Origin of the sequence: Streptomyces sp. NBC_00009, assembly GCF_045040855.1 — a bacterium.
In the GTDB taxonomy this organism is placed as follows: Bacteria; Actinomycetota; Actinomycetes; order Streptomycetales; family Streptomycetaceae; genus Streptomyces; species Streptomyces aureus.
Map to the genome: position 1 here is coordinate 461,042 of NZ_CP108312.1, position 23,175 is coordinate 484,216.

At 68.8% G+C, this 23,175-nt stretch carries 23 protein-coding genes and 1 pseudogene; 18 read left to right on the forward strand and 6 right to left on the reverse strand.

From position 1 onward, the window contains the following. Positions 1–246, forward strand: coding sequence for a TetR-like C-terminal domain-containing protein (locus OHA58_RS02105; RefSeq protein WP_405484704.1), 246 nt, complete (start codon positions 1–3; stop codon positions 244–246). Further along, positions 243–491 (forward strand): hypothetical protein, encoded by a 249-nt coding sequence (locus OHA58_RS02110; RefSeq protein WP_405475724.1) that lies wholly within the window; start codon positions 243–245, stop codon positions 489–491. The genes OHA58_RS02105 and OHA58_RS02110 overlap by 4 nt, the downstream gene beginning before the upstream one ends. Before the next feature lie 156 nt (positions 492–647). On the opposite strand, the gene OHA58_RS02115 is transcribed toward OHA58_RS02110, so the two are convergent. Beyond that, on the reverse strand, positions 648–836 hold the full coding sequence (locus tag OHA58_RS02115; protein WP_405475726.1) for a hypothetical protein: 189 nt from the start codon (positions 834–836) through the stop codon (positions 648–650). Between the two features lie 21 nt (positions 837–857). On the opposite strand from OHA58_RS02115, the gene OHA58_RS02120 reads away from it, so the two are divergent. Both OHA58_RS02120 and OHA58_RS02125 read left to right on the forward strand, forming a co-directional pair. Continuing rightward, a complete protein-coding gene (locus OHA58_RS02120) occupies positions 858–1,868 on the forward strand; it encodes a sigma-70 family RNA polymerase sigma factor (protein WP_405475728.1) in 1,011 nt (336 codons plus the stop codon). A gap of 114 nt (positions 1,869–1,982) precedes the next feature. Continuing rightward, a complete protein-coding gene (locus OHA58_RS02125; RefSeq protein ID WP_405475730.1) occupies positions 1,983–3,179 on the forward strand; it encodes an NAD(P)/FAD-dependent oxidoreductase in 1,197 nt (398 codons plus the stop codon). A 322-nt stretch (positions 3,180–3,501) separates the two neighbouring features. On the opposite strand, the gene OHA58_RS02130 is transcribed toward OHA58_RS02125, so the two are convergent. Further along, entirely contained in the window at positions 3,502–3,633 is a 132-nt protein-coding gene (locus OHA58_RS02130) for a hypothetical protein (RefSeq protein ID WP_405475733.1), read from the reverse strand. A gap of 146 nt (positions 3,634–3,779) precedes the next feature. Between OHA58_RS02130 and ltnD the strand changes: the two genes are divergently transcribed. From ltnD to OHA58_RS02175, 9 genes are all read left to right on the forward strand, one after another. Beyond that, positions 3,780–4,730 (forward strand): L-threonate dehydrogenase, encoded by a 951-nt coding sequence (ltnD, locus tag OHA58_RS02135; protein ID WP_405484706.1) that lies wholly within the window; start codon positions 3,780–3,782, stop codon positions 4,728–4,730. A gap of 1 nt (position 4,731) precedes the next feature. Beyond that, positions 4,732–6,024: a 3-oxo-tetronate kinase gene (gene otnK / locus OHA58_RS02140; protein ID WP_405475736.1), complete on the forward strand. Its 1,293-nt coding sequence runs from the start codon at positions 4,732–4,734 to the stop codon at positions 6,022–6,024. After that, the gene (locus OHA58_RS02145; RefSeq protein ID WP_405475739.1) at positions 6,021–6,710 is read left to right on the forward strand and encodes an aldolase; all 690 of its coding nucleotides are present in this window, start codon (positions 6,021–6,023) and stop codon (positions 6,708–6,710) included. Before otnK ends, OHA58_RS02145 begins: the two co-directional genes overlap by 4 nt. Positions 6,711–6,770: 60 nt before the next feature. After that, entirely contained in the window at positions 6,771–8,078 is a 1,308-nt protein-coding gene (locus OHA58_RS02150) for an MFS transporter (protein WP_405475741.1), read from the forward strand. Between the two features lie 31 nt (positions 8,079–8,109). Further along, on the forward strand, positions 8,110–8,904 hold the full coding sequence (gene otnI, locus OHA58_RS02155; RefSeq protein WP_405475743.1) for a 2-oxo-tetronate isomerase: 795 nt from the start codon (positions 8,110–8,112) through the stop codon (positions 8,902–8,904). Next, positions 8,901–9,935: a D-erythronate dehydrogenase gene (gene denD, locus OHA58_RS02160; protein ID WP_405475746.1), complete on the forward strand. Its 1,035-nt coding sequence runs from the start codon at positions 8,901–8,903 to the stop codon at positions 9,933–9,935. The genes otnI and denD overlap by 4 nt, the downstream gene beginning before the upstream one ends. 5 nt (positions 9,936–9,940) lie before the next feature. Continuing rightward, the gene (locus tag OHA58_RS02165) at positions 9,941–10,702 is read left to right on the forward strand and encodes a FadR/GntR family transcriptional regulator (RefSeq protein WP_405475748.1); all 762 of its coding nucleotides are present in this window, start codon (positions 9,941–9,943) and stop codon (positions 10,700–10,702) included. Positions 10,703–11,026: 324 nt separating this feature from the next. Then, positions 11,027–11,728 carry a 2-phosphosulfolactate phosphatase gene (locus OHA58_RS02170; RefSeq protein WP_405475751.1) on the forward strand — a complete coding sequence of 234 codons (702 nt, stop codon included), beginning with the start codon at positions 11,027–11,029 and terminating at the stop codon, positions 11,726–11,728. A gap of 492 nt (positions 11,729–12,220) precedes the next feature. Beyond that, positions 12,221–12,706: a MarR family winged helix-turn-helix transcriptional regulator gene (locus tag OHA58_RS02175; RefSeq protein WP_405475753.1), complete on the forward strand. Its 486-nt coding sequence runs from the start codon at positions 12,221–12,223 to the stop codon at positions 12,704–12,706. 361 nt (positions 12,707–13,067) lie between these two features. Here OHA58_RS02175 and OHA58_RS02180 read toward each other — a convergent pair whose 3' ends face one another. Then, positions 13,068–13,718, reverse strand: coding sequence for an FMN-dependent NADH-azoreductase (locus OHA58_RS02180; RefSeq protein WP_405475755.1), 651 nt, complete (start codon positions 13,716–13,718; stop codon positions 13,068–13,070). Between the two features lie 149 nt (positions 13,719–13,867). Here OHA58_RS02180 and OHA58_RS02185 point away from each other — a divergent pair, with 149 nt between their 5' ends. From OHA58_RS02185 to OHA58_RS02195, 3 genes are all read left to right on the forward strand, one after another. After that, the gene (locus OHA58_RS02185) at positions 13,868–14,536 is read left to right on the forward strand and encodes a nitroreductase (protein ID WP_405475758.1); all 669 of its coding nucleotides are present in this window, start codon (positions 13,868–13,870) and stop codon (positions 14,534–14,536) included. Between the two features lie 99 nt (positions 14,537–14,635). Next, entirely contained in the window at positions 14,636–15,364 is a 729-nt protein-coding gene (locus tag OHA58_RS02190) for an SDR family oxidoreductase (RefSeq protein ID WP_405475761.1), read from the forward strand. 405 nt (positions 15,365–15,769) lie between these two features. Then, the gene (locus OHA58_RS02195) at positions 15,770–16,570 is read left to right on the forward strand and encodes a hypothetical protein (protein ID WP_405475764.1); all 801 of its coding nucleotides are present in this window, start codon (positions 15,770–15,772) and stop codon (positions 16,568–16,570) included. Positions 16,571–16,665: 95 nt separating this feature from the next. Here OHA58_RS02195 and OHA58_RS02200 read toward each other — a convergent pair whose 3' ends face one another. Next, the gene (locus tag OHA58_RS02200; RefSeq protein WP_405475767.1) at positions 16,666–16,911 is read right to left on the reverse strand and encodes a hypothetical protein; all 246 of its coding nucleotides are present in this window, start codon (positions 16,909–16,911) and stop codon (positions 16,666–16,668) included. A 709-nt stretch (positions 16,912–17,620) separates the two neighbouring features. Here OHA58_RS02200 and OHA58_RS02205 point away from each other — a divergent pair. Beyond that, a pseudogene (locus tag OHA58_RS02205) lies at positions 17,621–17,815 on the forward strand (IS5/IS1182 family transposase); the annotation flags it as partial. Positions 17,816–17,984: 169 nt separating this feature from the next. On the opposite strand, the gene OHA58_RS02210 reads toward OHA58_RS02205, so the two are convergent. Continuing rightward, a complete protein-coding gene (locus OHA58_RS02210) occupies positions 17,985–20,483 on the reverse strand; it encodes a SpoIIE family protein phosphatase (protein WP_405475770.1) in 2,499 nt (832 codons plus the stop codon). Between the two features lie 492 nt (positions 20,484–20,975). Continuing rightward, positions 20,976–21,784 (reverse strand): IS5 family transposase gene (locus OHA58_RS02215; protein WP_405475107.1). Its coding sequence is split into 2 segments (ribosomal slippage): positions 20,976–21,445 and positions 21,445–21,784, totalling 810 coding nucleotides; the frame shifts between segments, so codons are not numbered across the junction. A gap of 819 nt (positions 21,785–22,603) precedes the next feature. Between OHA58_RS02215 and OHA58_RS02220 the strand changes: the two genes are divergently transcribed. Continuing rightward, entirely contained in the window at positions 22,604–23,071 is a 468-nt protein-coding gene (locus tag OHA58_RS02220; RefSeq protein WP_405475772.1) for an SsgA family sporulation/cell division regulator, read from the forward strand. Positions 23,072–23,175 lie beyond the last annotated feature (104 nt).

Below are 23,175 nucleotides of genomic sequence, written 5' to 3' on the forward strand. Positions count from 1 at the left end.
CTGGCGCGGGAGGCGGCCCGCGACCCTCATCTGGCCGACCTGATGCGGGAGTTCACAGGGGCGCGCCGCGCCGCGCTGCGGGAGGTCCTCGAACGGGGCCGTGAACGCGGTGAGCTCCCGGAGGGCCGTGACCTCGACCTCATGGTCGATCAGGTCTACGGCGTGTTCTGGTACCGCTTCCTACTGGGCCACGCCCCGCTCGACGAACGAACGGCCACGGACCTCGCGGATTCCCTCGTCCGGTGACTGCCGCTGCTGCCGTCCGCGCACTCCTGCACACGGCGGCGTTCGCCTGCCTGGCCTGGCTCTGGCCGCGTACGCCGCGCACCGGCTGCACGAGAGCAAGAACGCCGACGCATCCTCGCGAACCCTTGCTCCGGCGTTCCACACCGGTCACCCGCAGACCGCCCAGCACCCGCAGGGAGTCCAGCTGCACCCTTGACCTTGACCTCAAGGTCAAGGTCAAGGTCAAGGTCAAGGTCAAGGCTTAGCCTCCCAAGCCCGGAGGACGGCGACCACCTTGCCGAAATCCCCGCGTCGTCGCCGCCTGGGACGAGCCCCTGGCAAAGGCATTCCAGAAGCGATGGTGATCGTTTCCCAGTGTGTAGCGCTGCCGCTCGATATCAGGTTGGTGTTCGAGCCGCTGCTCACGGCAGAGTGGTGCGGTGACTGACTTGTGGGCGCATGCCCTGACCTGGGCAGAAGTGGATCCGTTGCAGCACCCGTTCGAGCTGGATGGAGATGCGGCGAAGGAGTTGGCTGGTCTTGTCGCGCCCTCGACGGCGGCCTCGGACGGCGAGGACGGTCAAGGCCAGGACGGCCGTGGAACCGCGCATCCCGCCGGTTAGGATCCTGGCATGGCCCTGACCCTGAGTGACGTGGACCGGTTCGAGGCGGCCAGGCCCCGTCTCGAGGCCATCGCCTACCGCATGCTCGGCTCGGCGAGCGAGGCGGAGGACACCGTACAGGAGACCTATCTGCGCTGGCAGGCCGCCGATGCCGAGCGCATCGAGGTGCCCGAGGCCTGGCTGACCAAGGTGCTCACCAACCTCTGCCTCAACCAGCTCACTTCGGCCCGTGCGCGCCGCGAGACATACGTCGGCCAGTGGCTGCCCGAACCGCTGCTCGAAGGGGACCCGATGCTGGGCCCGGCGGAGACGGCCGAGCAGCGCGAGTCGGTGTCGTACGCCGTGCTGGTCCTTCTGGAGCGGCTCTCGCCCAACGAGCGTGCGGTGTACGTGCTGCGCGAGGCGTTCGCCTACTCCCACCGGGAGATTGCCGCGATCCTCGACCTCAGCGAGGCGGCCAGCCAGCAGATCTTCCATCGCGCGAAGAAGCATGTGGCGCAGGGCAGGGCGCAGGCGGCTTCGGGCGGGGGTGCTGCTGATGGGGCGGCTTTGGGCAGGGCTGCCGGCGGGGCGCTGATCGAGATCGACGAGGCGGCCGCGCGCCGTATCGTCGAGGAGTTCCTCGCTGCGGCGACCAGTGGTGAGACCGGGCCGCTGATCAGGCTGCTCACCTCGGACGCCATCGCGGTCGGCGACGGTGGCGGGAAGGTGCCGGCCCGGGCCAGCGCCTTCGAGGGCGCACTCGCGGTGGCGAAGTTCCTGCGGGGGATGTTCAAGCCGGCCCAGGCCAAGCGGGATCTGGTCGGCGGTTCGCCCGACCTCTACGCCACCACCGCCAACGGCAGCCCCGCGATCGTCGCGGTGATCGACGGGCGGGTCTTCGGCATCATGTGCCTGGAGCGGACGCGGGAGGGCATCGTCGCGGTCCGCAGCCAGGTCAACCCGGACAAGCTGGAGCGCGCGACGGAGCGCTGGGCCGCGGGCGATTTCGGTACTCCGGTCCTGGCCGAAGCCCTCTGAGCCGCTATGTGACTCAGGTCACACTCCTCTCCTGTCAGGAATCCGCGGGCTGCCCGGTTCAAGGGGCGTGACCGGGCCAGAAGGCGCCGGAACCGCGCAGACAGGAGCAGGAAAATGCAGCACCGCATCATCGTCCTCGGCGCCGGCTACTCCGGAGCGATCGCGGCCGGCCGGCTCGCCAAGCGGCTGCGCCGCGAGGACGTCGCCATCACCCTCGTCAACGCCGAACCCGACTTCGTCGAGCGGGTCCGGATGCACCAGCTGGCCGTGGGCCAGGAGCTGAAGTCGCGCCCGCTGCGCGAGATGTTCGCGGGCACGGGGGTCGAGCTGAAGCTCGCGAAGGTCACGTCGATCGACGTGGACCGCAAGACGGTCGCCGTGGAGAGCGCCGACGGCTCGGAACAACTGTCGTACGACACCCTCGTCTACGCCCTCGGCAGCGGATGGAACGCAGGCGGCGTCCCGGGCGTCGCCGAGCACGGCCACCAGATCGCGGGCCGCCCCGGCGCGCTCCGGCTGCGCGAGCGCCTGGCCCAGCTCGCCGAGGGCGAGACGGTGGTCGTCGTGGGTGGCGGCCTGACCGGACTGGAGTTCGCCACGGAGGTGGCCGAGGCCCGCCCAGACCTCGACGTCGCGCTCGCCTCGCGCGGCGAACTGGGCGACTGGCTCTCCCCGAAGGGCCGCACGCACCTGCGCAAGGTCACCGACGGGCTCGGCATCACGGTGTACGAGAACGCGCCGGTGACCACGGTCGAGGCGGACCGGGTCACGACCGCGGACGGCCGGACCATTCCGGCCGCCGTCACCGTCTGGACCACGGGCTTCGCGGTCCACCTGCCGGCGAAGTCCACCAGCCTCGAGCTCGCGGACACCGGCCGAATCGTGGTCGACGCGACGATGCGCTCGCTCTCGCACCCGGACGTGTACGCGATCGGCGACGCCGGTCACGCCCTGGGCGCCGGCGACAAGCCACTGCGTATGTCCTGCGCCTCGGGCGCCCCCATGGCATGGCGGGCCGCGGACTCCATCGCGGCTCGACTCAGTGGCGGCAAGGCGGCGAGCGCCCCGCTGCGCTACTTCAACCAGTGCATCTCGCTCGGCCGCAAGGAGGGGCTGATCCAGTTCGTCACCGCCGACGACCGCTCCGTGGACCGTACCCTGGCCGGCCGCTTCGCGGTCCGCTACAAGGAGTTGGTCTGCAAGGGCGCGGTCTGGGGTGTTGCCAACCCGACGCTGGGCATTCCGGTACGACGGCGGCGGGTGGTGGCCGACCACGTTGCGTCGGAGGGGACGGTACGGGTGGCAGCCTGAAGCACGTACCACCTTGCGCACGATACGGAAGACCCCGGACTGCTCCGAGGTCTTCCGCCTGCACCCGACCGCACCACCGGCGGCCTGCAGGTGGGCCCCAGAACGCCGGCACACCACCGTGCACGCCGCCCACCTCACGGGCACCGCGACCCCGGCGCCGGCATCCTCGCCGACCTCGTCTACCAGGCGACATGGCGGGCCTTCCCCAGCGAGGCCGTCGACATCCTCGCACTCGCCCACTCCCGCACCCACTCCCCCGCCGCCCGCACCCGGGCCATGTTCACCGTCAACCGCGCCGACACTGATGTGCCCGGGGCCACGGTCAGCCGAGCTGCTTCGGCCCGGGGTGGGTGCCGTCGGCGTCGAGGGCACGGGCCGTGACCCAGCCGCCGTCGGGGGAAGCGAGGAAAGCGACGGCCGCCGCGATGCCGGCCTTGGGTGGCGGAGCCGGCACCGGCAGGGGCGGCACTTGGGAGCGTGACGGGCATCACTCTGTACTCCGCGACGTCCGCAGGTCATCATATGACCCGATCGCTGCTTGTAACGGGAGCAGCACAACGACACGTACGAGTCGACGAGTCAACGATGACGAGGGCGGACATGAACGACCAGCAGCGGCCGGCGCGGCCGCGTGTGGGCGTGGTGGGGCTCGGGGCCATGGGCCTGGGCATGGCCCGCAGCCTGCGCACCGCCGGATACGACGTGGGAGTCCACGACCTGCGGCCGGAAGTGGCCGCCGACTTCGCCCGCGGCGGCGGGACGGCGTTCGCCTCCCCCGCCGAGCTGGCGGCCGGGGTGGACGTCCTGATCGGCGTCGTGGTCAACGCGGCGCAGGTCGAGTCGGTCCTCTTCGGCGACGGCGGGGCAGCCGAGCAGCTGCGCCCCGGTTCCGTCTACGTGATGTGCTCGACGGTCGACCCGGACTGGTCCGCCGGGCTGGAGGGCCGTCTGGGCGAGCTGGGCGTGCTCTACCTGGACGCGCCCATCTCCGGCGGCGCTGTGCGCGCGGCCGCCGGTGAGCTGACGATGATGACGTCGGGCTGCGCCGCGGCGTACGCCGTCGCCGACCCGGTACTCGAGGCCATGAGCGCCACCGTGTACCGTCTCGGCGACCACGCCGGTCTTGGCTCGAAGGTCAAGATCGTGAATCAGCTGCTCGCGGGCGTCCACATCGCCGCTGCGGCCGAGGCGATGGCTCTGGGGATCAAGGCCGGCGTTCCGGCCGAGGCCCTCTACGAGGTCATCACGCACAGCGCCGGCAACTCATGGATGTTCGAGAACCGTATGGCCCATGTGCTGGCGGGCGACTACACGCCGCTGTCCGCCGTCGACATCTTCGTCAAGGACCTGGGGCTCGTACTGGATTCGGCCCGGCCGCAGAAGTTCCCGCTGCCGCTGTCCGCCACCGCCCACCAGATGTTCCTGCAGGCGTCGGCCTGCGGGCTCGGCGGTGAGGACGACAGCGCGGTCATCAAGATCTTCCCCGGCATCGACCTGCCACAGCCCGTGAACCAGCCCCAGCCGACCCACCAGCCCAAGAAGGAGGACTGACGTGAGCGTCCGCCTCGGGTGCATCGCCGACGACTTCACCGGCGCCACCGACCTGGCCAACAACCTGGTGCGCGCGGGCATGCGCGTGGTCCAGCTGATCGACGTACCGGCCGAGGGCACGGACCCCACGACTGATCCCGCGGCCGACGCGGACGCGGTGGTCATCGCCCTCAAGTCGCGTACGGTCCCTGCGGCCGAGGCCGTCGAGGCGTCCCTGCGCGCCCTTGAGTGGCTGCGCGCCGCGGGCGCCGAGCAGATCTACTTCAAGTACTGCTCCACCTTCGACTCGACGCCGGCCGGCAACATCGGCCCGGTCACCGAGGCCCTGATGGACGCGCTCGGCACCGACTTCACCGTCGCGACGCCCGCGTTCCCCGACAACGGGCGCACCGTCTTCAAGGGGCACCTGTTCGTCGGCGACGTCCTGCTCGGCGAGTCCGGCATGCGCCACCACCCGCTCACACCGATGACCGACTCCAACCTGGTGTCCGTGCTCGACGCGCAGACGACGCGGCCCGTCGGCCTCATCGACCACACGGTGGTGGCACAAGACGCAGGTGCCGTCCGGGCCCGGATCGCGCAGCTGCGGGCCGAGGGGGTCGGCGCCGCGATCGTCGACGCCGTGTCCAATGACGATCTCGTACGGCTCGGTGCGGCGGTCAAGGAGCTGGCGCTGGTGACCGCCGGTTCGGGGCTGGCGATCGGGCTGCCCGCGAACTGGGGTTTCGAACCGTCCGCGGCCGCCGCCCAGTTGCCGCCTGCCTGCGGCCGGCAGGCCGTCGTCGCCGGTTCGGTGTCCGCCGCCACGAACGGCCAGGTACGGGAGTTCCTCAGCACCGGCCGCCCCGCGTTCAGCGTCGACCCCCTGCGGATCGCCGCCGGCGAGGACATCGCCGCCCAGGCGCTCGCCTTCGCCGACAAGCACCTCGCCGACGGGCCCGTGCTCGTCTACTCGACCGAGTCGCCGGACGCGGTCCGCTCGGTGCAGGGGCAGCTCGGCGCCGCCGAGGCCGGTGAGCTGGTCGAGCAAACGCTCGCCCGCGTCGCCAAGGGACTCATCCAGCGCGGCGTACGGCAGCTCGTGGTCGCGGGCGGCGAGACCTCCGGCGCCGTCGTGCAGGCGCTCGGCCTCACGGGCCTGCGCATCGGTGGCCAGATCGACCCGGGCGTGCCGTGGTGCGCGGCGCCGCTGCCCGGCGGCGACACCCTCCACATCACGCTCAAGTCGGGCAACTTCGGCGGCCCGGACTTCTTCACCGCAGCCTTCACCCTCCTGAACGAGGAGTCCAAGTGACTCAGGGCCTCAAGACACAGGACCTCAAGGCGGCTGCCGCCCGCGCCGAGATCGTCCGCGTCGGCACCAGCCTGTTCGGCCGCGGCTACGTCCACGCCAGCGCCGGCAACATCAGCGCGAAGCTCGACGACGGCCACGGCCACCTGATCACGCCGACCGATGCGGCCCTCGGCTTCCTCGACGCCGACCGGCTCGCGCAGGTCGACGCTGCCGGCGAGCAGATCGCGGGCGACCGCGCCAGCAAGACGCTCACGCTGCACCGGCGCATCTACGCGGCCGACCCCACCGCCAGGTTCGTCATCCACACCCACTCCACGCACCTGGTCGCGCTGACGCTGGCCGGCGTGTGGCAGCAGGACGACGTGCTCCCGCCCCTCACCCCGTACTACGTGATGAAGGTGGGCCACGTCCCGCTGGTCCCGTACCACCGTCCCGGCGACCCGCGCGTCGCCGACCTGGTCACGGACCGCATCAACTCCCGTGCGGTGAACGGCACTCCGATCCGGGCTGTGCTCCTCGACCGGCTCGGCCCCGTCGTCTGGGGCCCGGACGCCGCGTCCGCACTGGCCGTACTGGAGGAGCTGGAGGAGACCGCACGCCTCTGGCTGACGACCGACCGCAGGCCGGAGCCGCTCCCCGACGACGCCATCGCCGAACTGAGGACCGTCTTCGGCGCCTCCTGGTAAAACCCCGCTCCCGTCCCCATCCGCTCGAAAACCCCTGAGACGCACAAGGAAGTGCCCCTCATGCCTACGACCGTCCCCACGGCCGAAAGCCCCGAACTGACCCGCGAGAACGCCGTGTTCCGCAAGGTCATCCGGCGCATCGTCCCCTTCCTGATCCTGTGTTACGTCGTCTCCTACCTGGACCGGGTCAACGTCGGCTTCGCCAAGCTGCAGATGTCCCAGGACCTCGGCTTCAGCGAGGCGGCGTACGGCCTCGGCGCCGGCCTGTTCTTCATCGGCTACTTCCTGTTCGAAGTCCCCTCGAACCTGATGCTGCAAAAGGTCGGTGCCCGCACCTGGATCGCCCGGATCATGATCAGCTGGGGCGTGGTCTCGGCACTGTTCGTCTTCGTCAACAACGAAGCGACGTTCTACGTGCTCCGGTTCCTGCTCGGCGCCGCCGAGGCCGGGTTCTACCCGGGCGTCATCCTCTACTGCACGTACTGGTTCCCCTCCGCGCGGCGGGCCCGGGTGATCGCGCTGTTCATGTCGGCCATCCCCGTGGCGGGCATCTTCGGCAACCCGCTCTCGGGCTGGATCATGGACGTCTTCGAGGGCACCGGCGGCTGGAACGGCTGGCAGTGGCTGTTCCTCATCGAGGCGCTGCCCGCCATCGCGGTGGGGGTGATGACGCTGTTCTACCTGGACAACAGCGTGCGCGACGCGAAGTGGCTGAGCGACGACGACAAGAGCGTGATCGAGCGCGCACTCGCGCAGGACACCCAGCACCACAGCAAGCACGGCAAGACGTGGGACGCGTTCCGCGACCCCAAGGTGTGGCTGATGTGCCTCATCTACTTCTTCTTCGTGATGGGCCAGTACGCGCTCACCTTCTGGATGCCGACCTTCGTCGAGTCCACCGGCGTCACGGGCGGCTTCGCGATCGGCGCGCTGAGCGCCGTGCCGTACCTGGCCGCGCTCGTCGCGATGAACCTCTTCGGCCGCTCCGCCGACAAGCGGCGCGAACGCCGCTGGCACCTGGTCTTCCCGAGCCTGATGGGCGCCGTCGGCTTCTCGCTGGCCGCGAGCTGGACCGGGTCGACCGCCCTGTCCCTTCTCGCGCTCTCGATCGCCGCCGCGGGCGTGCTGACCTGCGCTCCGCTGTTCTGGTCGCTGCCGACCGCCTTCCTCAGCGGCACCGCGGCCGCCGCCGGACTCGCCGTCATCAACTCGGTGGGCAACCTGGCCGGCTTCGTCAGCCCGTACATGATCGGCTCGATCAAGGACGCCACCGACTCGACGGCGATCCCGATGTACGTCCTGGCGCTGGGCCTGGTCATCGGCGCCGCGGCCGTCCTCGCCACCAAGAAGAGCGTCGTCAACCGCTGACCGAGCCTGCCTCACACCTTACGGAGTCACCATGCCGAGGTTCGCCGCGAACCTGTCCACCCTGTATCCCGAACACGACTTCCCCGACCGCTTCGCCGCGGCCGCAGCCGACGGCTTCGAGGCCGTCGAGTACCTCTTCCCGTACGCATACGAGGCGACCGAACTGCGGCGCCGTCTCGACGCGCACGGCCTGCAGCAGGTCCTGTTCAACGCACCGCCCGGCAACTGGGACGCCGGTGAGCGCGGGATCGCGGCGCTGCCCGGACGCGAGGCGCAGGTGCGCGACGGCGTCGACCGAGCCCTGGAGTACGCCGCCGCGCTCGGCTGCCCGCGCGTGCACATGATGGCGGGCCTGGTACCGCCGGGCGCCGACCCGGCGCCGTACCGCGCGACATACCTGTCGAACCTCGCGTACGCCGCCGACCAGGCAGCGACCGTCGGCGTCGACATCCTGATCGAGCCGATCAACGGCCGCGACATGCCGGGCTACTTCCTGCACCGCCAGGCCGACGCCCACACGGTCGTGAAGGAGGTGGGCGCCCCCAACCTGAAGGTCCAACTCGACCTGTACCACTGCCAGATCGTCGAGGGCGACCTCACCGCCACACTCCGCCGCGACCTGCCCACCGGCCGCGTCGGCCACCTCCAGATCGCAGGCGTGCCCGACCGCCACGAGCCCGATGCCGGGGAACTGAACCTGCGTCATCTCATGTCCGTCGTCGACGAGCTGGGCTTCGACGGCTGGATCGGCTGCGAGTACTTCCCCAAGGCCGGCACGAGCGAAGGTCTCGGCTGGCTGAACAAGTTCCAAGGAGACAAAGCATGAGGATCGTCATCACGGGTGGCTTCGGCTTCCTGGGCCGTCAGGTCGCCGAGGCCCTGCTGGAGCAGCGCACCTTCGACGGCGCCCCCATCACCCGCCTCGTGCTCGCCGACCTCTTCGTACCGCAGGGATCGCCGCTGGCCGCCGACCCGCTCGTGGACGTGGTCCAGGGCGACCTGACCGAGCGCCTCGGCGACCTGTTCGCGCAGCCCGTGGACGTGGTCATCCACCTCGCGGCCGCGGTCTCCGCCGAGTGCGAGGCGGACTTCGACCTCGGCATGGGCGCCAACCTGGACACGACCCGCGCCCTCCTTGAGGCCGCGCGCGCCCAGTCGGCCGCCGGCGGTGTGACCGTACGGGTGGTCTTCGCCAGTAGCGTCGCCGTCTACGGCTCGGACGCCGCGCTGCCGCTTCCGGAGGTCGTCAGCGAGTCGACGCTGCCCACGCCACAGTCCAGCTACGGCGTCCAGAAGCGGATCTGCGAGCAGCTGATCGCCGAGTACACCCGCCGCGGCTTCCTCGACGGCCGCGTCACCCGCCTGATGACAGTCTCGGTGCGCCCCGGCAAGCCGAACGCGGCAGCCTCCGGATTCCTGTCCGGCATCGTCCGCGAGCCACTCGCCGGCCTCGAGGCGACCTGCCCGGTCAGCCCGGACCTGCACGTCGCCCTCGCCTCCCCGCGCCGCACCGTCGAGGGCATCCTGCGCGTGGCCCAGGCCGAGCGCGGCGAGGGCCCCGGGCAGCTGTCCGGCAGCCTCCCGGTCAACCTCCCGGCCCTCACGGTCACAGTCGCCGACATCCTCGACACGCTGCGTCAGGTCGCCGGGGACAGCGTCGCCGACCTGGTGAACATCGCCCCGGACCCGGCCGTCGAGGCCATCGTCGGCTCCTGGCCGGCCGTCTTCGACAACACCCGCGCCGCCCGGCTCGGCCTTGAGCCCGACGCGGACTTCGCAGCCGTGCTGCACCAGTACACCGCCGACCACGCGCAGGCGGTCACCGCCTGGGCGGCCAAGCCCACACCGATAGACTGACAACCATGTTTACCAAGGTGGACGGGCCCGTCCGGCTCGCGGACCGCGTCGCCGCGATGCTCGCGGACGAGATCGAGTCCGGACGGCTGACCACGGGCGACAAGCTGCCGACCGAGGTGGAACTGGTCAAGCAGCTCGGCGTCAGCCGCACCGTGATCCGCGAGGCCGTGTCCCGGCTGAGCAACGCCGGCCTGGTCGAGGCGCGCCAGGGGCGGGGCGTCTTCGTCCTGCCCCCGCGCACCCGACCACTCGACCTCGAAGCCGACACCACCCACACCACCGACACCAAGGCCAAGGTGCTGCAGATCGTCGAGGTCCGCCGCGCCATGGAGGGCGAGGCGGCCGAACTCGCCGCCACCCGCGCCACCCCCGACGACCACGCCCGGATGCGCCAAGCCCTGGCCGCGATCGACACGGCCGTCGCGGCAGGCGGCGACGGCGCCGACCAGGACCTGGCCTTCCACCGCTCCATCGCGGAGTCGACCGGCAACGCGGTCATGGTCTCCACCCTCCGCTACCTCGGCGAGGTCTCCCGCAGCGGCATCCGCGTCACCCGCGCCAACGAAGCCCGCCGAAACGACTTCTACGACGCCGTCCGCGAGGAACACCACGCCATCCTGACCGCCATCGAGCAGGGCAACGCCAAAGCAGCCCGCACAGCCGCCCGCCGCCACCTCGAACACGCCGCCACCCGGCTCCAAAAAGCAGACCCCGAATTCTGGAACACGGCACACAACCTCGACGTAAAACTCGACACAGCCGAATAATCCGAAACCCGGCCCACCAACCCCAGCCACAACTCCCTCCCCCGGCCCGGTCGGTGCCATATCCGCGTCACGCTCATCGAGACCCGACCCATAGGAAATGAGCAGCCACCACCACCGGCACGGAACACGTGAGCGCGGACTCGCCATCCTCGAACCGCTCACCACCGCACGGGAACCGAGCCCCGCCCGAACCACCCACTCACCAATCCCCAACCGCCACAACTCGCGCAGTTCCCACAAACAGGCTCTGGCTTCGGCCTGCCGGTGACGTGATGCGTATCACTGCCCGGGGGCTTCGGGTCCGGCATACGCGATCATGACCGAATGAACGCCCGCTTCCTTGGCATCACCGATCTGGTCGAAACCCCGTCCGTGGCAGTCGTAGTCGACGTCATGCGTGCCTTCACAGTGGCTGCCTGGGCCTTCGCCCAGGGAGCGGAAAAGATCGTTCTTGCCGAGTCGCTGGACGAAGCCCTCGCCCTCAAAGCCCGCCACCCGGACTGGGTGGCGCTCAAAGACGGTCCGCCCGCGCCCGGGTTCGACACCCTCAACTCACCGGGCCTGATGCGCTCTCTCGACCTTGCCGGACGGACCGTTGTGCAGAAAACCACGGCAGGGACGGTCGGCGTCTTCGCGGTCAAGGAGGCGTCACTGGTGCTGTGTGCCAGCTTCGTGGTGGCGGAGGCAACTGCCCGGCTCCTGCAGACAAACAACAGTGACAACGTCACGTTCGTGATCACCGGCGAGAACGGCCAGGCCGATGAAGACCTCGCGTGCGCCCAATACATCGCCCGGAAAACCGCCCAGGCCGGCACGAATGCAGGCGAGTTCCTCCGCCGCGCCCGCGAGTCACGCGCCGCCACCGAGCTGGCAGAGGGTGTACGTCAAGGAGTCCACCCCGATGACATCGCACTCTGCCTTGAACTCGACCGGTTCCCCTTCGCCATCGTGGCCACGCTGGAGAACGCACTCATAGTCCTCCGCACAGCAGACACGCCTTCACCGACCCACAAGACAACAACCTGACCGCACGCAAGAACCAACACCCACCAAGCAAAAACCAACACCCAGCCGAACACCAGCGGCACGGCGTCCTGGTGGTCGATGAGGCCGGCCACCGTCACGTCGGAAGCGTGATCAATGCAGGCGGTGCTCGTTGCTGGGGAAGGGGGCGATGACGTTCCCGTTCAACCGGCGGATCTCCGGAACGCTGGGATGGATGCCGTCGTGTTCCCCGCTCCCGCTGCCCTCTTTCCGGCTGCTTGGGCACGGACGGCGGTCAGGTAGGTCAGGCCACCATGGCGAGGGTCATGTGCCGGTGCCAGGCTCGGTTGAGCGCATCACCTGGCAATGGTGTCGGCCTCACTCGCCCTTGGCGATCTGGAAGCACACCTCCACCGCGCCCCTGTGGTCTTGGCGAGGTCCTACAGGCGTGAGGTAACAGGGCCACAGCTGGCGTAGCACTCTTAGTTTCAAATGAGACCGTATCGGACGAATAGATGGCTGTAATGTGGCCTCATGGCCGCTGACGTTCCTCACAGGACCGCCCCCTTGCGTGTGACCGACCGCCCTGGGGATGCCTCGCCTTTCGCTCTCGGCCTGTTGCTGCGCCGGGCGCACTGGCGAGCGGCCGCGGTGATGGAGGAGGCGCTTCGGCCGCTCGGTATCGAGTTGCGGCATTTTGCCGTGCTGATCGTGCTCGTCGACCGCGGGGCCACGGTGCAGCGGGACTTGGTGGCGGCGACGGGGTCGGACAAGGCGGGAATCATGCGGGTCGTGGACGACCTGGAGCGTCGGGGGCTGGCCGTACGCAAGACCGTTCCGGGGGACCGGCGGGTGCGGGCGGTGGAGATCACGCATCAGGGGCTCGAGCTTTTCGATGCAGCCCATGTTGCGGCGGAGCCGCTGGCCGAGCGTCTGGTTGCCGAATTGCGATCCGGCGAGCCCGAGCAGCTGACGGATCTGCTGACCCGGTTTGCCTATCCCGCAGATGGAGACGCGTAAGCGCACCCGCGCACCAGTTGCCTGCCGTGTGGGCACGCTTCGCCTCATGCGGCTTTCGCGGCGAACCCAGCCCTGAACTGCGGCCATCGCTGGTGCGTGCCGACCCTGGCTACGGGGGGCGGTCTGGGCTTCGTCGCCGACGGGGACCGAGCTGTCCGCGCGGCATACCTGGCCGACGGCGTGCTCTTCACCCTCGCCCGCCGTCGTCTCGATGTGCGGCCCGCCGGCAGGCCGAACGCCCCGGCCGCCCTCAGCCGCCCGGCCATCAGGGACAGAGCGCCAATGTGGAAAGGGCGCTATCGACATGGACGCCGTGTGACGTCCTGGGTCGAGGCGTCACGCGGCGTCCATGGCCCGGGCGTTACGCCGCGAGGCGCTCCGCGAGTTCCTTGGCCTTGGTGGTCGCCTCCTCGAAGGCGCTCCGGCGGGACGCCTCGTAGAGGGGTATCAGTTCGGACATGGCCGGGTTGCGGGGGGCCATGGTGAGTTCCGGGACGATGAAGTCGAGGTCCAGGCCGAGGGTTCCCTTGAGGACGGCCTCCAGGTAGTTCTGTACGAAGTCGTAGCCCTCGCGCGGGGTGCCCGGCGCGTAGGAGCCGCCGCGGCTGGCGACGACGATGACGGGGGTGCCCTGGGCGGAGGGGGTCTCGCCGGCGGTGCGGCCGAGCAGGAGCACGCTGTCCAGCCACGCCTTGAGGGTCGAGGGGATCGAGAAGTTGTACATGGGGGCACCGATCAGGACGGCGTCCGCCTGCTCCAGCTCCTCGATGAGCTGCACGCGCGCGGCGAACGCGGTGGACTGCTCCGGGGTGCGCTCGGACGGGGCGGCGTAACCGGCGGACCAGGCGTCGGCGGTGATGTGCGGGACCGGGTCGGCGGCGAGGTCGCGGTAGACCACCGCGCCCTGCGGGTGCTGCTCCTCCCAGGCCTTGCGGAAGGCGGCCGTGACCGAACGGGACGAGGACGCCTCGCCGGGGAGCACGGACGAGTCGATGTGCAGCAGTGTGGCCATGGGTTTTCTCCAATGTGCGGTGCGCGGGGCAGGGAGCCGCGTGCGGCGGGTTCATGCCAGGGAGTCGTTTCACTCAAGATGGTATCGACTGATACTATCGTGTGTGAAACGAAGATGGCCACGTCGAGCAGAACCGGAGTCAGGCGATCATGGACGTCTACGAGGCGGTCACGAGCCGACGAGCAGTGCGCGGATTCACCGACCAACCTGTTCCGAGGGAGGTACTGGAGCGCGTACTGTCCGCCGCAGCCTGGGCGCCGTCCGGATCGAACATCCAGCCGTGGCGCGCCTACGTGCTGACCGGTGCACCTCTGGCCGAGCTCAAGAAGCGTGCCGGCGAGCGCTTGGCCGCAGGTGACACCTGGGACGAGCCGGAGTATGAGATGTACCCGCCCTCAATGAAGTCCCCCTACCGCGAACGCCGGTCCGCCTTCGGTGAGCAGCGCTACGGCGCACTCGGCATTCCGCGCGAGGACATAGCGGCGCGTCAAAGGGCCTCTTCCGCAAACTGGGATTGTTTCGGCGCGCCAGCCGCCCTGTTCTGCTACATAGACCGCACCCAGGGACGGCCCCAATGGTCCGATGTCGGCATGTATCTGCAGACCGTCATGCTGCTGCTCCGTGCCGAAGGGCTGCACAGTTGTCCGCAGATGGCATGGGCGAAGTTTCACAAGACCGTCGCGGAGGTCCTGTCACCACCGGAAGAGCTCGTCCTCTTCTGTGGCATGTCGATCGGGTTCGAGGACGTCACCGCACGTGACGCCCGTATAGGCCGGGCGCCGCTCGATGAGACCGTCACGTTCGCCGACGGCTTGTGACGGCGCCCCTCCGCGACTGATCGAAGCGCCGTCTCTTGCCCCATCCACGTAGCTGTTCATATGCCATATTCCGCACATAACCTCCATGAAAGGCATGCCATGAAGATCGCAGTCATCGGTGGTACCGGACTCATCGGGTCGCAGGTCGTCAAGAACCTGACCGCCGCCGGGCACGAGGCGGTACCGCACTCGAAGTCCACCGGCATCGACGTCATCACCGGCCAGGGACTGGACGAGGCAGTGGCAGGAGCCGACGTCGTCGTCAACCTGACGAACTCCCCCACCTTCGACGAAGCCTCCCCGGCCTTCTTCCAGACCTCGATGGACAACCTTCTGGCCGCGGCCCGCAAAGGCGGCGTCGGCCACTTCGTCATCCTCTCGATCGTCGGCACGGACCAGGTGCCGGAGCTGGACTACTACCGGGCCAAGGAACTCCAGGAGACCATCCTCGCGGCCGGGCCGATCCCCTACTCGATCGTCCGGGCCACGCAGTTCATGGAGTTCATGGACGCCGTTCTGTCCTGGACCACCGACGGCGACACCGTCCGGCTCCCCGCCACCCCCATCCAGCCGATCGCCTCCAAAGAGGTGGCCAATGCGGTGGCTGAGGTCGCCGCGGGCGCCCCGCTGAACGGCATCCGCAACATCGCCGGCCCCGACATCTTCACCCTGGACGAGCTGGGCCGGATCACCCTGTCCCACAAGGGCGACAACCGCACCGTCGTCACCGACCCCACCGCGGGCATGTTCGCCGTCGTCAAGGGCGACGTCCTCACCGACAAGGACGCCCACCTCACTCCCACCCGCTACACCGACTGGCTCTCCTGACCCGCTCACGCCCTCTCCAGCGCGCAGACCACAGAGACCCAAGCCCTGGCCGTCGTGGGAAATGACAAGAACTCGGCACGGCGGCCAAGGGTGGTCCATGCCGCTTGATGCAGCGACCGCATCTGCTGTGTCGGATGGAGCAAGTCGAGTCGTGGGCCGGGGGGACGGCCGGGTTCCATGCCCGGTTCACCCACCGTTTTTGGCAGTTCGGAACCCGGCCCCCGCTCTCCATGATCGTGCGTCAACTTCAGCTTCCTGGTCTCCCGTTCGGGGCGCCATGCCACACCGTCGAGGTACCCACGGACCGCCCCGACGCCCCCGAACCGCACCGGCCTGACCACCCTCCGGCTCACCCGCGTCACCCACGAGCTCATCTCCCTCCACCTCCGGGCCGGGCACGCCGACGTGGCCCTCAATCTGGGCCGCCGGCTCGCCAAGGCCGACCTCCCGGGCCGCATACTCGAGTTGCGCGCGCACCTGCTGTCGGACCACATCCCCGCGGCGATCTCCCTGATCCGCGAAACGGCCCTGGCCGCGCCCGCGAGTTCCCCGCAGGACCTCGTCCGCAGGCAGGAGCAGGCCGCCGCGATGATTGTCGAGATGTGCGACGCCGGCCACCAGGCCCTGTGCCGCGACGTCACGGCTCAACTCGCCAGAACCGCAGACCCGGGCGTGACGCTGGACAGCGGCCTCTGGGCCCGTCCCTGGCTCACCGCGGCCTGCCGGGCCACCGGCCTCACCGAGGAATTCACTCGCCTTCGGGATACGCTGCAGCACGCCGCCCTGGTCACGGGCGCCGGCTACGGGACCCAAACCGTGCCGCTGAAAGCAGTCGTCCGCCTACGCCTCTGGGATCGCTACCACGCCGAAGCCCGCCGACTGAGCGAAGTGCTGGCCGAGGTCGTCCTCACCGACATGGTCAAAGCAATGCTCGACGCAGGCCTCCTGACCGAGGCCCTCCCTCTCATCGACGACCTCCAGGACGACGAGGCCTTCTGCCTAGCCCTCGCCGCGGCCGTCACCTCCCCGCCGCCACTCGACCTGGTCAAGCGCTCCCTGGCCCACGGCTTCGCCGAGGACGTCATCGCCCCACTGGCCGCCCTGGAACCGGCGTGCCTGCAAGAGATCGCAGCTCAACTCGGGGTGATCCGGCCGCCCGCCGAACAGATGGCACAGTTCATGACCAAGCAGCTGGGACTCCGATGAGGGGCTCCATCCCACGATCACCAAGGGCCGTCGAAGCAGCAGTCGAGGGACCGGATTCGCGGACGGGAGCCACCCCTTCGAGCATCCTGAGCGCCTCAGGCATGAAGTGCCCCGATCCAAGAACGGGCCACCGCGTCACCCTTGCCGTGGTACGTGCTGGTGGTCTGCTCTTCGGGGGCCTTGACGGAGGGGCCGTCATCGCAGATGCCGTTCAACCCGGCCTGCGGCAACGGGCTGACATCCATGATGTCTCGATCGTCAGGCTCCCTGATGCCCCATTTTAGAGACCCGAACCGCGGGAGCTCCGACGGCTTCAGGGCCTGCACGGCGTTGTGTGACATGAACGGGTTGTCGTGACCTGAGGCCACCTCGGCGTCTTGCGGCGGAGCCGAGCGGCCTGAAAGACCTGGACGGGTGGCACACCACGTGCCGCTGGAAGGACCATCGTGGTCATGCCGAGGCCCACCGGCCCCTCACCGAGCTCCTGGAAAGCGCTGGCGAGGCCGAGCGGTACATCGACTCCGGCCAGGCCGCACCGATCGCTGATCTGATGCGCCGCGCTGCCGCCAACAAGCGCCTGACGAAGAAGCACGGCGAGACTGCGGCCCGCCTCGGTCTCGCACCGTGTGGCGTCGGTGCGGCTGGTCTCGGCGATGACGCTAGCGGTGGCCGCGTCCATGCGGGGTGCCAAGGTCACTCACGCACGGGTCTCCTCGTCGGTGGTGGTCCAGGTCCAGGACTCGGCGTCGGCAGCGGAGTTGGCAGCCCCGCAGGGGAAGACTCGCAGGTGATCACGTTCATGAACCGCCTCACCAACCGTGTCACCGAGGTCACTACCGAACCACCCATGAATACGCCGCCCAGCGCGACCAGGGCACCGAAGCCCGGGTCGTCATGGACCTCGGCAGCGACCAGTTCCTCGTGGTCGCCGACACCACCACCCAAAAGCCCCCGGCGCAGGAGACCGCCCGATTATCCGCCGCTGCGGCACCACCCCCGGCACCGCCCTGTCCCCCGACAACCAGGCACCCACGACGGGGACGGGCACACCGGAAGGGATTCACCCCCATCCCGAAACGCTGGGCGGTCGAGCGGACCTACGGCTGGCTCATGCTGCACCGCCGCCTGGCCCGCGACCACAAGACCCACCCACACCACTCCGAAGCCATGATCCGCCTCGCGATGATCAATGTCATGACCCGCAGACTCACCGCCGAATCCACTCCCACATGGCGCGGAGCATGAACCACACTCAAACCAGCAAATCGGGACACGGCATGACTCGATCCGCTCAGAGGCTCGAGCCTCCATCAGACCCGGAGCGCTTCAAGCGCGCCCTGTTTCCCGGCAAGCCTTTCCTCGTCGGGGAAAGATCACCAGCGGTCGCCCACTTCGAGGCAACCCCGTCCCCGCCTTACGGTGTCATGTTGGATTCGCTGCTGGCTTCGCCCCCGTACTCGGCCTGGGGGATGGCCAGTTCGGCCCAGATGACCTTGCCTTCCGCGGTGTGCCGGGTGCCCCAACGCTGTGCGAACTGGGCTACGAGGAATAGCCCTCGGCCTCCTTCGTCGCTCAGCCTGGCCCGTCGCAGGTGTGGAGAGGTGCTGCTGGTGTCAGAGGCGGTGCAGATGAGTCTGTTGCGGGTGCGAATGAGGCGGAGCGCGATGGGGCCGTGGGCGTGCCGGATGGCGTTGGTGACCAGTTCGCTGACAATCAGCTCTGCGGAGAACGACAGTTCCTCAAGTCGCCACTGTGTCAGGCGATCGCTGGCCATTTTGCGGGCCAGTCCCACTGAGCTCAGTTCGAAGGGAAGGTTCCAGGTGGCGACGCTCTCGGCAGTGAGCGGGCGGGGTCGGGCGACGAGGAAGGCGACGTCGTCCGCAGGATGGTCGGGCAGCAAGACCCGCTCGATGGTGCCGCAGATTTCCTCCAGGGGACGGTCCGGATGGGCGAGCGCGAAGGTGAGGCGTTCGAGGCCGGTGTCCACGTCGCCGTCCGAGGCCGTGATCAGTCCATCGGTGTAGAGGGCGAAGAGGGCACCTTCCGGTATTTCTATCTCGGCCGACTCGAACGGCAGCCCACCGATCCCCAGCGGAGGACCCGCCGGGATGTCGGGGAACTCCATTGCCTTCTCAAGATGGGCGAGGGCGGGAGGCGGATGGCCGGCACGGGCGAAGGTGGCGCGGCGCGTGACGGGATCGTAAATCCCGTACAGGCAGGTGGCGCCGACGACGCCCTCAACGCCGGTGGGGTGCGCCGCTTCGGCTTCGTCGGCCAGGCGGCTGACGAGGTCGTCGAGGTGGACGAGTAGCTCTTCGGGCGACAAGTCGAGGTCGGCCAGGGTGTGGACGGCGGTGCGAAGCCGCCCCATGGTCGCTGCGGCACGGATGCCGTGGCCGACGACGTCTCCGACGACCAGTCCCACCCGGGCACAGGCCAGGGGCAGCACGTCGAACCAGTCACCGCCCACCCCCGCCTCGATGTCGGCGGGAAGATAGCGGTAGGCAGCCTCTACGGCTGTATCAGCGGGCAGCTCGTGCGGCAGTAGGCTTCGCTGCAGGGTGAGTGCAGAGCGGTGCTCGCGGTTGTAGCGGCGTGCGTTGTCGATGCAGACTGCGGCGCGGGCGGTGAGTTCCTCGACGAGGAGCAGGTCTTCGCCGGTGAAGGGATCTGGAGTGCGCCAGCGCATGAGGGTGGCCACCCCCAGGGTGATTCCCCGGGCGCGGAGTGGAACCACCAGGTGGGAATGAATACCCACCCTGCGCATGCGTGACTCGCGCACTGGGTCCTGGAGCAGCCACGGGCTGGACAGGTCCAGGACGGCGTTCAGGATGGGACGGCCGGTCGCGAGGGACTGCCACTGCGGGGAGCCTGCCGGGTAGCCGACCGTCTGGCCAGGCGCGACTACAGCCTCGGGCAGTCCTTCCCTGACTGAGCGGTGGACGACCCGGCGCATGTCGCCGGTCCGGTCGGAGGACGGCGCGGCGAGTTCCCCGCTGCCCAGCACGTCGCCGAGAAGGTCTACGGCGGTGAAGTCGGCGACTTGGGGCACAAGGACCTCCGCGAGCTCCTCGACCGTGCGGCTGAGGCCGAGAGTGCTGCCGATCAGCACGCTGGCCTCGTTCAGCAGGGCCAGGCGGCGTTGCGCCTGGTGTAGGTCGGTGACGTCCACCGACTCCTCGCACACCCCCAGAGGCCGACCCTCCGCGTCCTGTAGCCGGTAGTAGGACAGCGACCACACATGCTCTCGGCCGGGATCGGCAGGGGGGCGGCCCCGGTAATGCAGGCCCCTCACGCTCTGTCCGGTATCGAGCACACTACTCATGAGTTGCGTGACCGAGGACGGGTGTTGCGCTGAGAGCATCTGGCTTCCCGGATACAGCTCATCCTTACTGCGCCCCAGGTACTGGGCGAACGGCCCGGGGAGTTCTTGCCGGGCGGCGGTGTTCGCCCACGCCACGCGCAGGTCGGTGCCGTAGATCGTTAGCGCCACGGTCGCTTGAGTGGCAATGCCGTGCACCATGGCCTGCTGCATCTGCCGATCCTTGAACTCCTCGGCATCCTCAAGGGACAGCAACACGGTCGGTCCCTCCACCGTGTCGGGGAGCCGACAGAAAGCTGCCGCCACTCGCAGTCGGCGACCCGAACGATGACGCAAAGTGACGTGGTGAAAATGCTCGGAATTGGACAGTTGCGTGAGCCACTCTCCAGTCCGGTCCCCATCCGTCCGTGCCGAGAGCGTGTCGATCGATTGTCCGAGCACCTCCTGCGCGCGGTAGCCGAGCAGTGCTTCGGCCTCCCGGCTCCATCCGGTCACTCGTCCTTGTTCGTCCAGCATGACGGTGGCGGCCTGCGTGGCCCTCAGCGGGTCGCTGAAATTCCTTTCTTCGGGTCCACGTGATGGTGTGGTCATCTCACGTCCGTCCTCGCTGAGCCTGGTGGCTGCTGGTCGGCTCCGGTCCGGGGGCTGGAGTGACAACCGAACCCAGGCCGCAGCCTCAACGGCAAGGCGACTCCTTCGTGGTCCCCGACAAGGGCCCCGCACGGCGGCGCAACGGGACCCTCGCCGCGCCGTGCCCCTCGCCGTCCTTGAGAGGAAGGGGCTATTCCCTTCCTTTTCCATTCTCCCCCGCACTGTGCGCACAACAAGAGGGGCCATACCTCCCAGCGGCAGGGCCGTAGACCCCACCGAATGGGGCCAGGTCGGCCCAACGCCTCTGGCTGGTTGAGGTTTGAACAGCCGTGAGGTGGTGGAAATACAAGGGATCTCCGGCCCGGCACACTTGCGCACAGCACTCACACCGCCGGCCAGCTACCTTCCCGCGCCGGCTGTGACTCCATCGAAGGAAGCCCCTACCTCCACGTTGACCAGCACAGATTACTCACAGTGCCCTTACTGATGGTTTCAGAATGAGGTTCGGAGTCGTCTCAAGCAGATGATGCTGCAGGCGAACTGAAGCAGGCCCAGGTGGAGGTCGGCACGTATCTCGTAGCGAATCCGAAGCCGCTTGAACTGGTGGAGCCAGGCAAAGGTGCGCTCGACGACCCAGCGGGTCTTGCCCAGGCCGGAACCGTGCGGGACTCCGCGGCGGGCGATCTTGGGTGTGATCCCACGGGCGCGGACGAGACGCCGGTACTTGTCGTAGTCGTAGCCGCGGTCGGCGAAGAGCCGCCGGGGCCGGTGGCGGGGTCGGCCACGTAGGCCACGGATGCGGGGTACGGCGTCCAGCAGCGGCATGAGCTGGGTGACATCGTGACGGTTTCCACTGGTCAAAGAGACGGCGAGCGGGGTGCCCTGCCGGTCGACGATCAGGTGGTGCTTGCTTCCGGGCCGGGCCCGGTCGACCGGCGAAGGTCCGGTGTGAGCCCCCCTTTGAGGGCACGCACGTGCGATCCGTCGATCGCCGCGTCGTCCATCTCGAGCAACCCGGCAGCCCGTAACTCGGCCAGCAGCACCTCGTGCAGCCGGGGCCAGACACCCGCCTCGGTCCAGTCCCGCAGACGCCGCCAGGCCGTCACCCCGCTGCAGCCGACCTGCTCCGCGGGAACGTCCCGCCAGCTCACGCCCTTGCACAGCACGTAAACGATGCCCCGCAACGCAGACCGGTCATCCACCGGCAACCGCCCGGGATACCGGTGCCGCCGAGCCGGACGAGCCGGCAACAGCGGCACGACGCGATCCCACAGATCATCAGGCACAAGGTCAGCAGACACCTACCAAATCCTGCCGACACACCACCCAACCGCCAAGCCCCACAATGAACTTCATTCTGAAACCATCAGTAAGGGGACTGGGAGGGAGCACGCTCCCTCCCACCGCTCCCAGGGAGCAAGCCCGGAAACAGAAAAAGGGCCGTTATGAAAACGGCCCTTCACCTGCGACGTTCGATACGCTCGAACTGTCGGGACGGTAGGATTTGAACCTGCGACCCCTTGACCCCCAGTTGGGTGCGCGCTCCGTATTCAAGCTCTCGAACGCCGCAGCACGCCGTTGACGGTCCGTCAACGCTGGCGCAACGCAGTACCCGGAACTCTGGCCCTGAAGCAGGTAGTTGTGGAGTTGTTGACAGAATTTCATGACCGCTCCCGCCCGTACACGCGCACAGCGCGCCAGCGCCTCCCCTCACTCAAGCCGAGCTGCCCAATCCGCCAACACCCTCAGCGGCCACTGCGAGTCGTCCGCCACATACACCACCCGAAGAGGATGTTGGTATCTGGTGTCCGTCGGGCGCAGCTGAATCCACGGGAGTACGACGCGTCGCCTGCGGCCGACCCGCCCCAGGTCACAGGTTGGGGGCGCGTCTTCGAGAAATGTGTTTCCGCCCCTCGGCTTTCGGCCTCCGCAGCCAATTGACTTACGTCACCTCCCGCGCGGCGCGTTCGACGCCTCACGGAGCCGCTCCTTGGGCGCCGGGGTGCTTCCGCGCCCCTCACGGGCGACGTCGTTTGACCGTCAAGTGACCGATGTGCAGGTTCTGTTCCGGGCGAAGAGTAGTGGGCGCAGACTTCGTCCGACGGAGGGGAACTCTTGTCATGCACCGCGATCAGTCACCCCTGCAGGCGCGTTCGGCGCCCGAGCTTGCGCCTTCGCTGTTCCTGGACCTCGACCAGATGCTCGACGAGTTCACCCCACTGCCGATACGTGCGGAGTTCCGTTTCGACCCGGACATGCCCGCAGTGATCACGGTCGAGTTCATGCCGGAACGCGGACCGAGCCTCATCTGGCGCATCGGACGCGAGCTCCTGCATCGGGGCCTGACGTCGATGAGCGGCTGCGGCGACGTACGGATGTGTCCGACGCTGCCGAGGGAGCTGCCCTCGTCCTGGCTGCTTCTCGAATCGCAGGAGGTGGAGGCCCTGTTCGAAGTGCCCGCCGCGCCACTGGCGGAGTGGCTCGACGCGACCTACCGGATCACCTCGGCCGAGGCGGAGATGGAGGGCCTGAACTGGGACGACTTCCTCACGGAGCTGCTCGACGGCCCGGACGTACCGTCCGAGTGACCGTCACCGGGGGCACGCACGAATGACTTGCTTCCCCTTGCATCACCTGCCAGAGTGGTGACGCATAGGGCTGCCGTCATCGACCCGGCGCGTGGTCAGCGGCA

What these genes read in the sequence shown, in the direction of transcription:
- denD (WP_405475746.1), top strand. Translation starts at nt 8,901, where the DNA reads ATGAGGATCGTCATCACGGGTGGCTTCGGCTTCCTGGGCCGTCAGGTC.
- OHA58_RS02185 (WP_405475758.1), top strand. Translation starts at nt 13,868, where the DNA reads ATGGACGTCTACGAGGCGGTCACGAGCCGACGAGCAGTGCGCGGATTC.
- otnI (WP_405475743.1), top strand. Translation starts at nt 8,110, where the DNA reads ATGCCGAGGTTCGCCGCGAACCTGTCCACCCTGTATCCCGAACACGAC.
- ltnD (WP_405484706.1), top strand. Translation starts at nt 3,780, where the DNA reads ATGAACGACCAGCAGCGGCCGGCGCGGCCGCGTGTGGGCGTGGTGGGG.
- OHA58_RS02115 (WP_405475726.1), bottom strand. Translation starts at nt 836, where the DNA reads ATGCGCGGTTCCACGGCCGTCCTGGCCTTGACCGTCCTCGCCGTCCGA.
- OHA58_RS02175 (WP_405475753.1), top strand. Translation starts at nt 12,221, where the DNA reads ATGGCCGCTGACGTTCCTCACAGGACCGCCCCCTTGCGTGTGACCGAC.
- OHA58_RS02190 (WP_405475761.1), top strand. Translation starts at nt 14,636, where the DNA reads ATGAAGATCGCAGTCATCGGTGGTACCGGACTCATCGGGTCGCAGGTC.
- OHA58_RS02125 (WP_405475730.1), top strand. Translation starts at nt 1,983, where the DNA reads ATGCAGCACCGCATCATCGTCCTCGGCGCCGGCTACTCCGGAGCGATC.
- OHA58_RS02210 (WP_405475770.1), bottom strand. Translation starts at nt 20,483, where the DNA reads ATGACCACACCATCACGTGGACCCGAAGAAAGGAATTTCAGCGACCCG.
- OHA58_RS02220 (WP_405475772.1), top strand. Translation starts at nt 22,604, where the DNA reads ATGCACCGCGATCAGTCACCCCTGCAGGCGCGTTCGGCGCCCGAGCTT.
- OHA58_RS02150 (WP_405475741.1), top strand. Translation starts at nt 6,771, where the DNA reads ATGCCTACGACCGTCCCCACGGCCGAAAGCCCCGAACTGACCCGCGAG.
- OHA58_RS02200 (WP_405475767.1), bottom strand. Translation starts at nt 16,911, where the DNA reads ATGTCACACAACGCCGTGCAGGCCCTGAAGCCGTCGGAGCTCCCGCGG.
- OHA58_RS02170 (WP_405475751.1), top strand. Translation starts at nt 11,027, where the DNA reads ATGAACGCCCGCTTCCTTGGCATCACCGATCTGGTCGAAACCCCGTCC.
- OHA58_RS02180 (WP_405475755.1), bottom strand. Translation starts at nt 13,718, where the DNA reads ATGGCCACACTGCTGCACATCGACTCGTCCGTGCTCCCCGGCGAGGCG.
- OHA58_RS02165 (WP_405475748.1), top strand. Translation starts at nt 9,941, where the DNA reads ATGTTTACCAAGGTGGACGGGCCCGTCCGGCTCGCGGACCGCGTCGCC.
- OHA58_RS02120 (WP_405475728.1), top strand. Translation starts at nt 858, where the DNA reads ATGGCCCTGACCCTGAGTGACGTGGACCGGTTCGAGGCGGCCAGGCCC.